This window comes from Neoroseomonas alkaliterrae, assembly GCF_014199195.1.
Lineage (GTDB): Bacteria > Pseudomonadota > Alphaproteobacteria > Acetobacterales > Acetobacteraceae > Neoroseomonas > Neoroseomonas alkaliterrae.
Map to the genome: position 1 here is coordinate 13,928 of NZ_JACIJE010000015.1, position 14,967 is coordinate 28,894.

A 14,967-nucleotide genomic window follows, 5' to 3' on the forward strand; every position below is an offset into this window, starting at 1 on the left:
TCCGGTGCGGCGTCTCACCGCGCAAGGCCCCATGCACAGCGATTCGGGGAATGGGCACGATGATCCGCGCGGTGCGGCGGTGGGGCCTGCGAGCCGGCCTCACCGGGCTGGTTGTCCTCGTGCTCGGCCTCGCGCTGCGGATCTACGACCTGCAGCGCGGCCCGCCGCTCGGCCCATGGCACACCTTCGTGCCCGAGGAACTCCCACGCGATGCGCTCGAGGCGGCTGACTGGCGCCGCTACGTCGCGGCCGAGGACGCGATCCTTGAATCCGTGCGCCGCGAGGTCACCGAACGCCTCGCCCCCGAGGAGCGGGTGCCGGTCAACCGCTACTTCGCCGGCAGCCCGATGCACCCGCCGCGCTTCGCGCAGGACTGGAACCGCTCCTTCATCCTCGAGCCCGAGGGGCCGCCGCGCGGTGTGGCCGTGCTCCTGCACGGGCTGACCGATGCGCCGTTCAGCATGCGGCATGTCGCGCAGGCCTATCGCGACCAGGGCTTCCTCGCGCTCGCCATCCGCATGCCGGGGCACGGCACCGTCCCCGCCGGCCTCGTCGCTGCGACATGGGAGGACTGGATTGCCGCGACTCGCCTCGCGGTGCGGGAGGCACGCCGGCGCGTCGCCGAGGGGCCGCTGCACCTGGTCGGCTATTCCAACGGTGGAGCGCTCGCCGTCATGCACGCGCTCGAGGCGATCGAGGATCCGCGCCTGCCGCGCGCCGAACGCATCGTGGTGCTCTCGCCGATGATCGGCGTGACCGCTTTCGCGCGGTTCGCGGGCCTTGCCGGCCTGCCGGCCGTCCTGCCGCGCTTCGCCAAGACCGCATGGCTCGACATCCAGCCCGAGTTCAACCCGTTCAAGTACAACTCCTTCCCGGTCAACGCGGCACGCCAGACGCATCGCCTGACGGCGGCGCTCCAGCAAAGGCTGGACCGCCTGGCCCTGGCCGGGAGGCTCGACGCCCTGCCACCCATCCTGACCTTCCAGTCGGTCGTGGATGCCACCGTCTCCACCCCTGCCGTGCTCGCCGCGCTGCATTCCCGCCTGCCCGCGAACGGGAGCGAGATCGTGCTGTTCGACCTCAACCGCAGCGCACGGTTCGATGCGCTGTTTGCTCCCGGCGCCCAGTCGGCGCTGGATCGCATCCTGCCGGCCCCGCCGCGCGCCTATGCCGTGAGTGTGGTCGGCAATGCCTCGCCGGGCGCGCTGCAGGCGGTGGCGAGGCGCACGCCGGCCGGCGCATCGGAAGACAGCATCCTGCCACTCGACAGCGCGTGGCCGCGCGAGGTCTTCTCGCTCTCGCATGTCGCGCTGCCCTTCCCGCACGCCGACGGGCTCTACGGCGCCGAGCCCGAAGCGGGCGAGGATTTCGGCGTGCAACTCGGGGCCATCGCGGTGCGCGGCGAGCGCGGGGTTCTCGTCATAGGCCTCGAGTCGCTCTCCCGGGTGACGTCGAACCCGTTCTTTCCCTATGTGCTGTCGCGCATCCGGGAAGGCCTACCGGGCCCGACTGCGCCATGACAGCGCCGCAGGACACCCGGCGCAGGGCAGGGACGCCCCGCCAACCGTTGGTCTTCGTGCAGACGTGCCAAGGATCGGCGAAGGCGTCCATCATGCCCCGGTCGCGGACCGTTCCCGACATGCTCTATCTAGCCCTTCCCTCGCACGCTCCGCACGGGCCATGCTGTCCTGCCGGATCGGCCCAACCCTGGCCATGACACTGGTGCGCGCAATGAACCCTCGGCTCTCCATCCGGCCCGTTGCGGCGCGATGCCTAGGGGCGGCGTTGCTGGCCATCGGCCTTGCCGCCTGCGATGGCGGCCCGCCACCCGCACCGCCCGAGATCCGGCCGGTTCGGGTCGCCACGGTGGAGCGCAGCGCCGGCGGGGAGGTGGTTTCACTGACCGGCACGATACAGGCCGAAACCGAGGTCAACCTTGCCTTCCGCATCGACGGTCGCATGACCGAGCGCCTCGTGAATGTGGGTGACGTGGTCCGTGCCGGGCAGGTCGTCGCGCGGCTGAACCGGGACAACGAGGAGAACAACCTGCGCGCCGCCCGTGCCCAGCTTGCGGCAGCCCGCGCGCAACTCAACGAAGCGGCCAACAATTACTGGCGGCAATCGGAGCTGCTGCGCGATGGCTGGACCACGCGCGTGCGCTACGACCAGGCCGCGCAGGCACGCCAGACCGCGCAGGCCGCCGTTGATGCCGCCACCGCGCAGGTCGGCATCGCCGAGACGCGGCTTTCCTACACCGAGCTGGTCAGTGACGTGGATGGCCGCGTCACCGCGCGCGGCGCCGAACCCGGCGAGGTGGTGCAACCGGGCCGGATGATCGTGCAGATCGCACGCGACGAGGGCCGCGACGCGGTGTTCGACGTGCCACCCACGCTGAAGGACCAGGCCCCGGCCAACCCCATCATCGAGGTTTTTCTGACCACCGACCCCAGCGTGCGCACGACCGGCCGGGTGCGCGAGGTCGCGCCGCGCGCTGATCCGGTGACCGGCACCTTCCAGGTGCGCGTCGGCCTGTCGAACCCGCCGGCGGCGATGCGCCTGGGCTCTACCGTGACGGGGCGGATGACGCTCGGCGCCAGCGCGGGCTTCGCCATCCCGGCCTCGGCGCTGGTGCGCACCGAGCGCCAGCCCGCCGTCTGGGTGGTGGACCCGCAGGCGCAGACGGTGGCGCTGCGCACGGTCGAGCTGGTGCGCCACGATGCCGGGCATGTCGTGGTGGGGCAGGGGCTCGAGCCCGGCGAGGTGATCGTCACCGCCGGCGTGCAGGCGCTGCGCCCGGGGCAGAAGGTGCGCCTGCTGGGGGCGGGCCAATGACGCCGCGCCTGCGGGGAGCGGCCTGATGATCGGTCCCAACCTCTCGGAGTGGTCGATCAAGAGCCGCTCGCTCGTCGTCTATTTCATGATCGTGGCGCTGATCGCCGGCGCCTTCGCCTTCGTGAAGCTCGGCCGCAACGAGGATCCGGCCTTCACCTTCCGCACCATGATCGTCGCCGCCGCCTGGCCCGGCGCGACGATCGAGGAGACGATGCTGCAGGTGACGGAGCGGCTCGAGCGCACGCTGCAGGAGACGCCCAACCTCGACCGGCTGCGCTCCTACACCGTGGCGGGGCAGACCACGATCTTCGTGGACCTGAAGGGCTCGACGCCGCCCGCCGTGGTGCCCGACATGTGGTACCAGGTGCGCCGGCGCGTCGCCGACATGCGCCACACCCTGCCGCAGGGGGTGGTCGGCCCCTTCTTCAATGACGATTTCGGCGACACCTTCGGCATCATCTACGGCTTCACCGCCGACGGCTTCAGCCAGCGCGAGCTGCGCGACTTCGTCGAGGCCGCGCGCTCCCGCCTGCTGCGCGTGCGCGACGTCTCGAAGGTCGAGATCCTGGGGGCGCAGGACGAACGCATCTTCATCGAGTTCTCGACCGAGCGCCTGGCGGGCCTCGGCCTCAACTACGGCGCGCTGGTCGCGGCGCTGCAAGCGCAGAACCTGGTGCGCCCCGCGGGCGTGATCGAGACCGGACAGGAAACCCTGCTGGTGCGCGTCTCCGGCGCCTTCGAGACCGAGGCCGACATCCTCGCCGTCAACTTCGTGATCGGCGACCGCATCTTCCGCCTGGGCGACCTCGCGCAGGTGCGCCGCGGCACCGCCGACCCGCCGCAGCCGATGTTCCGGGTGAACGGCCAGCCGGCCATCGGGCTTGCGGTGGCGATGCGCGAGGCGGGCGACATCCTGGCGCTGGGGCGCAACATCGCCGCCGAGATGGCGCGCATCCGCGCGGAGCTGCCGGTCGGCATCGAGCCCATCCTGGTCGCCGACCAGGCGCAGACGGTGGACGAGGCGATCGGCGACTTCATGGGCAGCCTGTGGCAGGCGATCCTGATCATCATGGCGGTGTCCTTCGTCGCGCTCGGCGTGCGCGCCGGCGCGATCGTGGCGATGTCCATCCCGCTCACCCTCGCCATCGTCTTCCCGCTGATGCTGCTGGCGGGGATCGACCTGCAGCGCATCTCGCTCGGCGCGCTGATCATCGCGCTGACGCTGCTGGTGGACGACGCCATGACCACCATCGACGCCATGATCCGGCGCCTCGCGGCGGGCGACACCAAGGAGAAGGCGGCGACCTTCGCCTATTCCACCCTCGCCTCCTCGATGCTGATCGGCACGCTGGTCACCATCGCGGGATTCGTGCCGATCGGCTTCGCCAAGTCCTCGGCCGGCGAGTACACCTTCTCGATCTTCGCGGTGGTTGGCATCGCGCTGATCGTCTCCTGGTTCGTCGCCGTCCTCTTCGCGCCGCTGCTGGGCGTGGCCATCCTGAAGCCGCCGAGGGTCTCGGCGGAACCGGAGAAGCCCAGCGCGGTGCTGCGCGGCTACACCGCCTTCCTCTCGCTCGCCATGCGGTTCAAGTGGGTGACCATCGCCTTCACCCTCGCGATGTTCGTCGTGGCGGTGCTCACCATGCCCTTCGTGCCGCGGCAGTTCTTCCCCTCCTCCGACCGCACGGAGCTGCTGGTCGAGGTGACGCTGCCGCAGAACGCCTCGATCTTCGCCTCCGAGCAGGTGGCGCAGCGCCTCGATGCCGCGCTGGCGGCCGACCCGGACGTGGCGCGCTGGTCCACCTATGTCGGGCGCGGCGCGATCCGCTTCTACCTGCCGTTGAACGTGCAGCTGGCGCTGCCCTTCTTCTCCCAGGCGGTGGTTGTGGCGAAGGACCTGCCCGGGCGCGAACGCCTGCACCGCCGGCTGGAGGCGCTGCTGGCCGAGGATTTCCCCGCGGCAGTCTCGCGCGTCTATCCGCTCGAGCTCGGCCCGCCGGTCGGCTGGCCGCTGCAATACCGCGTGAGCGGCCCCGACGTAGAGCGCGTGCGCGACATCGCGCAGGAGGTCGCGGCGCTGATCGCCGCCGCCCGGGGCGCGCGCCATGTCCATTTCGACTGGATGGAACCCGCGCGGCAGATGCGCGTGCGGGTGGACCAGGACCAGGCGCGCCTGCTCGGCCTGTCCTCGGCGCAGGTGGCGGCGGCGATCAACGCGGCGGTCACCGGCACCACGGTGACGCAGCTGCGCGACGACATCTACCTGATCCCCGTGATCGCGCGCGCCACGGCCGAGCAGCGCCTGTCGCTCGACACGCTGCGCGCCATCCAGGTGCCGCTGCCCGGCGGACGGACCGTGCCGATCACGCAGTTCGCCACCTTCGACTACGGCCAGGAATACCCGCTGATCTGGCGGCGCGACCGCGTGCCGACGCTGACCGTGCGCGCCGACGTCAATCCGGGCGTGCTGCCCGACACGGTGGTGGCGCAGCTCGATGCCGGCATCGCCGCGCTGAACGCGCGGCTGGAGGCGCCCTACCGGGTGGACCTCGGCGGCATCGCGGAGGAGAGCGCCTATAGCCAAGCCAGCGTGATCGCCGTGGTGCCGGTGATGCTGCTGCTGATGTTCACGCTGCTGATGTTCCAGCTGAAGTCCTTCCGCCGCTTCGGGCTGGTGCTGGCGCTGCTGCCGCTCGGCATCATCGGCGTAGTGCTGGCGCTGCTGGCCTTCGGCCGGCCGCTCGGCTTCGTCGCCATCCTCGGCATCCTCGCGCTGCTCGGCATGATCGCGAAGAACGCCATCATCCTGATCATGCAGATCGAGAGCGACCGCGCGGCCGGGCACGATGTCCGGGGCGCCGTCATCGCCGCGGCCTCGTCGCGCCTGCGTCCGATGCTGCTCACCGCGCTCTCGACCGTGCTGGGGCTGATCCCGATCGCGCCGACGGTGTTCTGGGGCCCGATGGCCTTCGCCATCATGGGCGGGCTGATGGTCGCGACGCTGCTGACGCTGGTGTTCCTGCCGACGCTCTACGTCACGGTGTTCGGCGGGAAGCCGGCCGCGAAGCCCGCCGAGGCATAATATGGCAACGGCAGCGATCCTCCGCTTCACGCTGCTCGCCGCGCTCTGGATCGTGCTCGCCGGCCATGGCTGGACGGATCTGCCGGTCGGCCTCGTGGCGGCGGCGTTTGCCACCTGGGCAAGCCTCTCCCTGCTGCCGCCATCGCAACTCCGGCTGCGTCCCCATTCCTGCATGGTGCTGTTGCTGCGCTTTCCTTGGGCCGCACTGCGCGCAGGGCTTCAGGTTGCGCGCCTCGCCCTCGACCCCCGGGTATCCCCCACGCCAAGCGAGGTCATCTATGTCCCGCGCCTGCCGCCCGGCCGCGCCCGGGATGCCTTCCTCGCCTATGCCAGTCTGCTGCCCGGCACCTTGCCGGCCGGGCCGGATGTGTCGGGAGGCATTGTCGTTCATGCCCTGAACGGCACGGCCGGCGTTCTCGAATCCCTGGCCGAGGAGGAGGCGCGTTTCGCGCGTGCCTTTCGTCTCGATGACTGAGGGCCTGATCGCCGCCGCCGCAGCGGTCCTGCTCACCACACTGTTCGGCCTGCTTCGCGTGCTGCGAGGGCCAAGCCTTACTGATCGCATCATGGCGGCGCAACTCGTCGGCACAGGGAGCATCGGCGCCCTGCTCCTCGCGGGCATCGCGACCGGACAGGCGCCATTGCTCGACATGGCGCTGATCCTTGCCCTGCTTGCCGCCTTCGCCATCGTCGCGATGGTGCGCACCGCCCCTACCCGTACCTCCGGCGCGGACGAGCCGCCATGAGCCTGCTTGCCGATGCGTTCACCATCCTCGCAATCCTCGCCGGCATCGGCTTCTTCGCGGCCGGCACTGCCGGTCTTCTGCGATTTCCCGACACCGCAAGCCGCCTGCATGCGCTCACCAAGGCGGACCATCTCGGTCTCGGCCTCGTCGTGATCGGCCTGCTGCCACAGGCCGGCAGCCTCGCCAACACGCTGCGGCTGCTCGCGGTCTGGGCGCTGGTGCTGGTGGCGAGCGCGGCCGCAGGCCCGATGCTCGCCACACTCACGCGCCGTGCGGAACCCGAGACATGATCGCCGGCCTCGCGGTGGATGTGCTGCTCGCCGCCGGAAGCCTCGGTCTCGCGCTGGGTGTCATCCGGGCGCGCCGCGTGTTCACCGCCATCGCGCTGTTCATTGCGCACGGGTTGCTGCTCGCGTTGGCATGGGTGCGGCTGGACGCGCTGGATGTCGCGCTGACGGAGGCGGCGATCGGCGCTGGGCTCTCCGGCGTGCTGCTGCTCGCCGCTCGTCATCGCCTGGCCAGAGGAGGTAGCGAGCGGACCACCGAGGCTCCCGGCCGGGTTGCGACAATCTTCATCGGCCTTGGCTGCGCCTGCATCACCGTTGCGCTGGGCTATGCGGTCCTTGCCTTGCCGAAGCCTGCGCCCGGCCTTGCCGCGGAGGTCGCGGCCAACCTTGCTGCCACCGAGCTCGGCAACCCCGTGACCGGCGTGCTGATGGTGTTCCGCGGCCTCGACACGCTTCTGGAAGCCGCGGTTCTCGTCCTCGCCGTCATCGGCGTGTGGTCGCTCGCGCCCGACGCGACCTGGCGCGGGACGCCGGGCGCGCCCTGGCCCGCCGTCACGGACGGGCCGCGCGCGCTGCTGGCACGCCTTCTGCCGCCCATCGGCATCGTGGTCGCGGTGCATATTCTCTGGGTCGGCGCGGATGCCCCGGGCGGCAAGTTCCAGGCCGCTGCGATCCTTGCGGCGATGGGTCTGCTTGTCTGGTTTGCCGGTCTTGTGCGCGTGCCGCCGACCGCATCCTGGCCCCTGCGCGCCACAATCGCCGCGGGCCCCGCACTATTCATGGCCATCGGCCTCGCCGGCCTCGCCGTGGAGGGCGCCTTCCTCGCCTACCCCGAAGGGCTGGTGAAGCCGACCATCCTGATCGTCGAATTCGTGCTGGCCGCCTCCGTCGCCGCCGCTCTGGCCCTGCTGGTCATGGGGGCGCCCTCGCGGGACGCGCCGCCATGAGCGCGACGCTCTTCGGGCTTCTCGGCGCGGCGCTGGTCGGGATCGGCCTCTTCGGCATGCTCGTTGGCACCCAGCCTCTGATGCGGATCGTCTGCTTCAACCTGCTGGGCAGCGGCGTGTTTCTGGTTTTCGGCGCCGTGGCGCGGCGCGGAGGCGGCGCAGGATTCGCGGCAGACCCGGTGCCGCAGGCGGTCATCCTCACGGGCCTGGTGGTCGCCTTCGCGGCCACGACGCTCGCCGTCGCGCTCGTGCTGCGCCTCGCCGGCAACGAGGACGAGGACCGGCACTGATGCCGCCTCTGGCGGCCACAGGTTCGGGTTTGCTGCCGATGCTGGCCGTGGTGCTGCCGGTTCTCGCGATGGTGGTCGCCTTGCCGCTCGGCGCTCGCGGCGCCGAGCGCATGACGATCGCCCTGCTATTGCCGGGCTTCCTCCTCGCTCTCGGAACCGCCATCGCGGTCCAGTCCTCCGGCGCGCCGGCGATACACCTGCTCGGCCACTGGTCGCCGCCGCTTGGCCTTGCCTTCCGAGCCGATGGCTTGGCCGCCGCCATGCTCCTTGCTGCAGCCATCGTCATTGCCGCGGTCGCGCTCTTTGCCCGCGGCGGCTTCGGCGTTCGGTCCGGCGCGCCCGAGACCCGAACCGCCTTCGCCTTCTGGCCGCTGCTTCTCGCGCTCTGGGGCGGGATCAATCTCGCTGTCGTCGCGAACGATCTCTTCACCCTCTACGTCGCGCTCGAATTGCTGACCTTCGCCGCGATGCCCCTCGTCTGCCTCGAGGGCAAGCGCGAGACTATCGAGGCCGCGCTGCGCTACCTGATGTTCGCACTGCTCGGCTCGGTGCTCTATCTGCTCGGCGTCGCGCTGATCTACGGGAGCGCCGGCACGCTCGACATCACGCTGCTCTCGGGGCGCCTCGGCCTCGAAGCGCCGGTGATCGTCGCGGCTGCGCTGATGACGGCCGGGCTCCTCGCCAAGACTGCGCTGCTGCCGCTCCATCTCTGGCTGCCTTCCGCCCATGCCGGCGCGCCGGCGGCCGCGAGCGCGGTGCTGTCGGCGCTGGTCGTCAAAGGATCCTTCGTCATTCTGGTCAGGCTATGGTTCGGCGTCCTGGCGGCCACGCCCTCGCTGCCCGCGATGCAGATTCTCGCCGGACTGGGCGCCGCGGCCATCCTGCTCGGCTCTGCCGCCGCCCTGGCGCAGCCGCGCCTCAAACTGCTCGTCGCCTATTCGACGGTCGCGCAGATTGGCTACCTGTTCCTGATGTTCCCGCTGGTCGCCGGAATGCCGGACAGCGAGACCGCCGCCAAGGCCTGGACCGGCGGCTCCGTGCAGGCGATCTCACACGCTTTCGCCAAGGCCGCGATGTTCCTCGCAGTCGGGCTGATGGCAGCGCGTGTGGGACACGACCGCATCGCCGACCTTGCAGGCACGGCACGACACATGCCGGTCCCGCTGCTCACTTTTGGCCTGGCCGGTCTGACACTGATGGGCGTACCGCCCTCTGGTGGTTTCGCAGCAAAATGGCTTCTGCTCAGCGCCGCGATCGAGGCCGGGCAATGGTGGTGGGCGTTGGTCGTGCTCGGCGGTGGGCTGCTCACCGGCGGCTACGTCTATCGCGTCCTGTCGGTCAGCCTGACGTCCAGCGGCGCCCTGGCTCCTCCCGCGCCGCAACCGCCCGGCACACCCGACGCCATCGCGCTCGGGCTGGCAGTGCTCTCGGTTGCACTCGGCTTCGTGCCGCTTGCCTCGTTCGGCCTGGTGCAGGTGGGCCGCATGGGCCTCGCACCATGACCGCGCTGCTGCTCGCGGCCACACCGCTCGCGCCGCTTCTGCTGCTCGCCGCGCTGGCCTACCCGGCCTCGCGCGCGCGTGCGCTCGGGTTGCTCTGGATGGCGCCGCTGCCGGGCTTCGCATGCGCGCTGTTCGCCGCCGGCGCGGAGCCGTTGGTCTTCCACCGCGAACTGCGCCTGTCCCTCGCGCTCGATGCTCCCGCCGCGCTGCTTCTCGGCGCTGCCGCGCTGCTCTGGTGCGGCGCTTCAGCCTATGCGCGCACCGCCATGCCGCGACAGGACGCGCTGCGCTTCGCCGTCTGGTGGCTGCCGACCATGGCGGGCAGCCTCGGCGTATTCGTCGCCGCCGATCTCGTCTCCTTCTACCTCGTCTACGCGCTCGCCAGCCTGCCGGCCTGGGGTCTCGTCATACACGACCGCACCTCGCGCGCCTGGAGTGCGGGCTCTACGTACATCTTGCTGACCGTGATCGGAGAGGCCGCGCTTCTCGCCGCCTTCGCCCTGCTCGCTGCAGGCGCGCCGGGCACCAGCCTTGCCATCGCCGATATGCTGCCGCCGCTTGCCGATGCGCCGCTGCGTGATGTCGTCATCGCACTGCTCCTGCTCGGTTTCGGGCTCAAGGCGGGGCTGGTGCCTCTGCATGTCTGGCTGCCGCTTGCTCATCCTGCCGCGCCCACGGCGGCCTCTGCGGTGCTCAGCGGCGCCATCATCAAGGCCGGCATCATCGGCCTGCTCCGCTTCCTGCCGATCGAGGCGACACCAACCGAGTGGGGGATCGCCATCGCTGCCATCGGCTTCCTGACCGCCTTCTGGGGCGTCGTCTTCGGCATCACACAGCGCAACCCCAAGACGATTCTGGCCTATTCCAGCGTCAGCCAGATGGGAGTTGTGGCAGCCGTCATTGGCATGGGCGTGGTGGGCGGCATCGCCGCCACCCCAGCCGCCGCGGCCTATTATGCGCTGCACCATGTGCTCGCGAAGGGCGCGCTATTCCTCGCGACCGGCATCGCAGACAAGTGCGGCGGCCCAGCCCGCTGGCTCGTGCTCGGCCCGACCATTATTCTGGCGCTCGGCTTCGGCGGCATGCCGCTCACCGGCGGATGGCTGGCCAAGGAGGCGGTGAAGGCACAGCTCGGCAGCGGTGTTGCAGGCACGTTCGCGGCCCTCTCGGCGGCGGGCTCGACGTTGCTCATGCTGCAATTCACGCGACGCCTCGCCACAACCGTCGCGGAGGATGCCGCCGCACGCCCGCCTCTTCCGCCCCTGATCCCATGGCTCGGCCTCGCGACTGCGGCAGTCGCCCTGCCGTGGCTGCTCTTCGCGACGGCCGGCGGCCATTACGCATCCGCGCTGAGTGCAGATTCGCTGCTGAAGGCCCTGTGGCCGGTGCTCGCCGGCCTGATGCTGCTGGCCGTGCTTGCACGCTGGGGGGCGCGTCTGCCGGAAGCACCCGAGGGCGACATCATCGTTGCTGCGCGCCGCGCCCTGTCCTGCGCAACGCCGATCGACCCCATGCTCACGCGCGCCGAGGTTGCGCTGCGGGCCTGGCCCATTGCAGGTCTTGCGCTGATCGGCGTTACGATTGCGCTTGGCCTCGTCATGGTGGTGTGGTGACGCGCCGGCGGCGTATCGGGCTGTTGATTGCCGTGATGCTCGTCGCTCTGCCGGCCGGTGTCATCCTCGCGCTCCAGTTCGCGCTCGCCCACGGTGTCTTTACGGATCGTGTGGATGCGGCGCTGGAGCGCGCCCTGTCGCGCGCCGTCTCGCATGAGGCGATTGGCATCCGCGCCTCCCTGCGCCCGCGCATCACGCTGACGGGCGCACGGATCGCCAATATCGAGGGCGGCTCGCAGCCCGATTTCGCACGCATCGGCCGGCTGGAGGTCACGCTCGCCATCGTTCCGCTGCTCGCCGGGCGCGTGGATCTCGCGAGCCTGCGACTGAGCGACGCCGAGATCATCCTCGAACGGGACGCCGACGGGCGCCCGAACTGGATCTTCGGGGCGGGAGATGGCGCGGTCGGCGGCATCGCACTCGACGAGATCCGGATCGAGTCCTCGCGTCTCCTCATCCCGTCGGGGCCGGTGCGCGAGGTGACGATCGCCTCCCTCGATCTCGAGCGCGACGGTCCAGGCGAACCGCTCGCCATGCGGGGGCGCATCGCGCTGGACGGCGAGGCGCTGGACATCACCGCTCACATCGGCCCCGAGGCTGACGAGATCCTGCCGATCGACGCCGCGATCCGTGGACGCGGCCTTCGCCTCGCACTGAGGGGCGCGGTGCCGAGAACGACGGCGACTCCCGGCTGGTCGCTCCGACTTGAGGCCGCCGCCTCCCGTGATGCGGCGCAGCGTCTTGCCGCACGCGCAGGCCATCCGATACCGCCGCTGGCCATCGAGCATCTCGCTGCCCGGCTCGGCCCTGGCGAGCCCTGGCCCTCCGTCAGGGATCTCACACTCCGGCTCTCACCCTTCGACGCCTCCGCCTGGCTTTCCGGCCTCGAGATCGCGCGCGCCGAGTTGCGCGCCGTCGGCCTCGACACGCCCACCATGCTCGCCGTGCAGGGGAGGCGCGCCGCCGCCGATCTCGGCCTGACGGCAAGCCTGCCCTCGCCGCGCCGGTTGTTCGAGGCCGCTACCGATGAACCGCTGCCCGTGGAGGCGGTGCTGACCGCCGGCCGCGCCCGAATCGCCGTGTCCGGCGCCATCACGCCCGGTATCCCGATCGGCGAGGCGGTCCTTGCCGCCCGCCTCACAGCGCCGGATTTCGCCTCCCTGGGTCCACTCCTCGGCGCAACCTTCCCGCGGCTGCGCGACGTGAACGCCGAAGCGCAGCTCTCCGGACTGTTCACCCGCGAACTGCGCCTCGACGGCCTGTCTCTCGGCGCCGCGGGAATCGAGCAGGCGACGGGTGACCTTGCCATCGCTTTCGCACCACGCCTTGCCGTGACCGGAGCGCTGGCCGCGCGCCACCTCGACCTCGACCGGCTCGCGGGCAGCAGCGCCGCCGCACCCGCACGCGCCTCCGCCCGTGCGATCCCGGAGATCACGCTGCCGCTCGCAACCCTTCGCGACTTCGATTCGCGCCTGTCGCTCGCGGCGACGAGCCTCGTCATGGCTGGGATCACCTGGCGCGACGCCAACGCCACGATCAGCCTGGAACACGGTCGTCTGCTCGCCGAGCCCCTGGCCGCAACCATGCCCGGCGGCGCGCTTGCCGGAAGGCTGCTGGTGGAGTCGTCAGCCGATCCGCCACGCATCGCCATGCGGATCGACAGCCGCGGGCGCGGGCTCGACCTTGCGGCGATGCGCCGTGCCTTCGGCGTGCCGGTCGGCTTCGACGGCCACGCCGAACTGGCCTTCGACCTTGCCGCCCGGGGTGCGACCACACGGGCCCTTGCAGCGACACTGACAGGCGAAGTCGGGATCGCGATGGTCGGCGGTCGCTTCACCGGCGCCACCGCGCTCCGCATCGGCCCGGAGCTTGCTCGCGCCTTGCTGCCGGGCGGCACGCCCGCGGATGGCCTCGCGCTGCGCTGCCTTGCCATCCGCCTCAGCGCGGAGGACGGCCTCGCGCGCAGCGAGGCGCTGCTTATCGAAGGCGGATTCGGCCGGATCGACGGCACGCTCGCGCTCAATCTGCGCGACGAGACCCTCGCCGCGCGACTGCTGCCAGACATACGGGTCATGGGCGTCACAGTGCGGGCGCCGGTGACCGTCGGCGGGACGCTCGCTCAGCCGCGCCTCGGTGTGGAGCCGGGCGCGGCCATGGCGCGGGTCATCGGCGACACGGTGGCGAACCGCCTCTGGCGCAGCAGCACCATCGAATACCTTCGTGGCGCGGCGGGCAGCGCGCCGCCGGGCGGCGATTGCGCCGGCGCGCTTCGCCTCGCGCGGATGGGCCGAAGCGGGCCGGTCCCCGAATCGGCACCCGCGCCCATCCCGCTCGTGCCGCGCGAGCTGCAAGGAACGGTGCAGGATGTCGTGCGCGGCATCGGTGGCCTGCTTGGCGGGCGGCGCCGATAGGAAGGAAGTTTTCGCGATCAGCGATATGGGGCGAACGCCGCCTCGGCCGCCGCGCGGCCGCCATCGTCGCGCAAGGCGAGCCCCAACAGCAGCCTCGCCTTCAGCCCGCTGAGGGTGCCGGCGGGGATCGCGCCGCGCCTGAGCAGATCGATCTCCCCGCCGGGATAGCCATAGGTCTTCGTGAACACCGGCCCTGCGACCGATCGCGAGGCGAGCACGACCGGCATCCGCGCGGCCAAGGTGCCCACGGCCTCGGCCGCAACGGCAGGCACATGGCCTGCGCCCATGCCCTCGATGACGGCCCCGGCATAGCCGCGCCTGGGCAGCGCGCCGAGCAACCGCCCGTCATCGCCCATCGCCCAACGGATCAGCGCCACCGGCGGCGGCGGGCCGGCGGCGGTGCCGAGACATGGCATCCGCGCGAGGCGCGCGAAGAAGATCGGACGACCCTCGGCCACCGCACCGATCGGGCCCACCATCGGCGAGGCGAAGGCCGAAGGCAGCGTAGTGTGGGACTTCTGCACGAACCGGGCCGCATGGATGTCGTAGTTCAGCACGGCCAGCGTGCCGAGACCCCGCGCCTCCGGGCTCGCCGCCACGCGCGCCGCCGCGAGAAGGTTGGCCGGCCCGTCCGCACCGGGCGCATCGGCGCCGCGCATCGCGCCAGTGATGACGACAGGCTTGTCGCTCGCCACCAGAACATCGAGCAGGAAGGCCGATTCCTCGATCGTATCGGTGCCCTGGATGACAACGGCTCCGTCCGCACCGGCGGCAAAGGCATCCTCGATGCGCCGGGCCACCGCGACAAGGTGATCGGGCGTCAGCGACGGACTCGGCAGCCGTGCGGGGCTGTCCGCCTCGATCTCCGCCACCGTCGCCAGTTCCGGGACCGAGGCGACGAGTTCGGCCGCGCCGAGTTTCGGCGTGATGCCTCCACCCGCCTGCGGCACCATGGTGATGGTGCCGCCGAGCGAGAGCATGATCAGCCGCGGCAGACTTACGCGGGCGCCTCCTCCTCGCGCATCGCCGGCGGCGCCGGGGCGCGGGCGGCAGGGATTTCCCCGGGACGATAGGCGGGCAGGCGGCTCGCCGGGATGATGGCCAGCGCCGCGACCGCAGCCATGATCAGCAGGCCGATCTTCAGTGCCTGCAGGCGTGCCTCCGTGTTCACCCGCACCGCTTCGGCCACCTGCTCGGGCGCCGCGCCGGTGCGCTCCATGATGGCGAGCAGGCGGTCGTTCGAGACGAAGTTGATGC

General features: G+C 71.1%; 13 protein-coding genes. 11 read left to right on the forward strand and 2 right to left on the reverse strand.

What is annotated here, in order from left to right:
• Positions 1-50: 50 nt before the first annotated feature.
• From FHS88_RS18805 to FHS88_RS18855, 11 genes are all read left to right on the forward strand, one after another.
• On the forward strand, positions 51-1,520 hold the full coding sequence (locus FHS88_RS18805; RefSeq protein WP_246420319.1) for an alpha/beta hydrolase: 1,470 nt from the start codon (positions 51-53) through the stop codon (positions 1,518-1,520).
• Between the two features lie 211 nt (positions 1,521-1,731).
• Entirely contained in the window at positions 1,732-2,832 is a 1,101-nt protein-coding gene (locus FHS88_RS18810) for an efflux RND transporter periplasmic adaptor subunit (protein WP_184487040.1), read from the forward strand.
• Positions 2,833-2,857: 25 nt separating this feature from the next.
• Complete coding sequence (locus tag FHS88_RS18815) at positions 2,858-5,914, forward strand: efflux RND transporter permease subunit (protein ID WP_272872850.1); 3,057 nt, start codon at positions 2,858-2,860, stop codon at positions 5,912-5,914.
• Between the two features lies 1 nt (position 5,915).
• Positions 5,916-6,389 (forward strand): Na+/H+ antiporter subunit E, encoded by a 474-nt coding sequence (locus FHS88_RS18820; RefSeq protein WP_184487041.1) that lies wholly within the window; start codon positions 5,916-5,918, stop codon positions 6,387-6,389.
• Positions 6,382-6,660: a monovalent cation/H+ antiporter complex subunit F gene (locus tag FHS88_RS18825; protein ID WP_184487042.1), complete on the forward strand. Its 279-nt coding sequence runs from the start codon at positions 6,382-6,384 to the stop codon at positions 6,658-6,660. Before FHS88_RS18820 ends, FHS88_RS18825 begins: the two co-directional genes overlap by 8 nt.
• Entirely contained in the window at positions 6,657-6,950 is a 294-nt protein-coding gene (locus tag FHS88_RS18830) for a cation:proton antiporter (protein WP_211842426.1), read from the forward strand. The genes FHS88_RS18825 and FHS88_RS18830 overlap by 4 nt, the downstream gene beginning before the upstream one ends.
• Positions 6,947-7,894, forward strand: a complete 948-nt coding sequence (locus FHS88_RS18835) for a hydrogenase subunit MbhD domain-containing protein (protein ID WP_184487043.1) — start codon at positions 6,947-6,949, stop codon at positions 7,892-7,894. Before FHS88_RS18830 ends, FHS88_RS18835 begins: the two co-directional genes overlap by 4 nt.
• Positions 7,891-8,184 (forward strand): NADH-quinone oxidoreductase subunit K, encoded by a 294-nt coding sequence (locus FHS88_RS18840; protein WP_184487044.1) that lies wholly within the window; start codon positions 7,891-7,893, stop codon positions 8,182-8,184. The genes FHS88_RS18835 and FHS88_RS18840 overlap by 4 nt, the downstream gene beginning before the upstream one ends.
• Positions 8,184-9,686: a complex I subunit 5 family protein gene (locus tag FHS88_RS18845; protein ID WP_184487045.1), complete on the forward strand. Its 1,503-nt coding sequence runs from the start codon at positions 8,184-8,186 to the stop codon at positions 9,684-9,686. Before FHS88_RS18840 ends, FHS88_RS18845 begins: the two co-directional genes overlap by 1 nt.
• Positions 9,683-11,299 (forward strand): complex I subunit 5 family protein, encoded by a 1,617-nt coding sequence (locus FHS88_RS18850; RefSeq protein ID WP_184487046.1) that lies wholly within the window; start codon positions 9,683-9,685, stop codon positions 11,297-11,299. The genes FHS88_RS18845 and FHS88_RS18850 overlap by 4 nt, the downstream gene beginning before the upstream one ends.
• Entirely contained in the window at positions 11,296-13,710 is a 2,415-nt protein-coding gene (locus FHS88_RS18855; protein ID WP_184487047.1) for an AsmA family protein, read from the forward strand. Before FHS88_RS18850 ends, FHS88_RS18855 begins: the two co-directional genes overlap by 4 nt.
• Positions 13,711-13,727: 17 nt before the next feature.
• Here the strand turns inward: FHS88_RS18855 and FHS88_RS18860 are convergent, their stop codons facing one another.
• Positions 13,728-14,690 carry an asparaginase gene (locus FHS88_RS18860; RefSeq protein ID WP_184487048.1) on the reverse strand — a complete coding sequence of 321 codons (963 nt, stop codon included), beginning with the start codon at positions 14,688-14,690 and terminating at the stop codon, positions 13,728-13,730.
• A gap of 17 nt (positions 14,691-14,707) precedes the next feature.
• A complete protein-coding gene (locus FHS88_RS20615) occupies positions 14,708-14,929 on the reverse strand; it encodes a hypothetical protein (RefSeq protein WP_211842427.1) in 222 nt (73 codons plus the stop codon).
• Between the last annotated feature and the right edge of the window lie 38 nt (positions 14,930-14,967).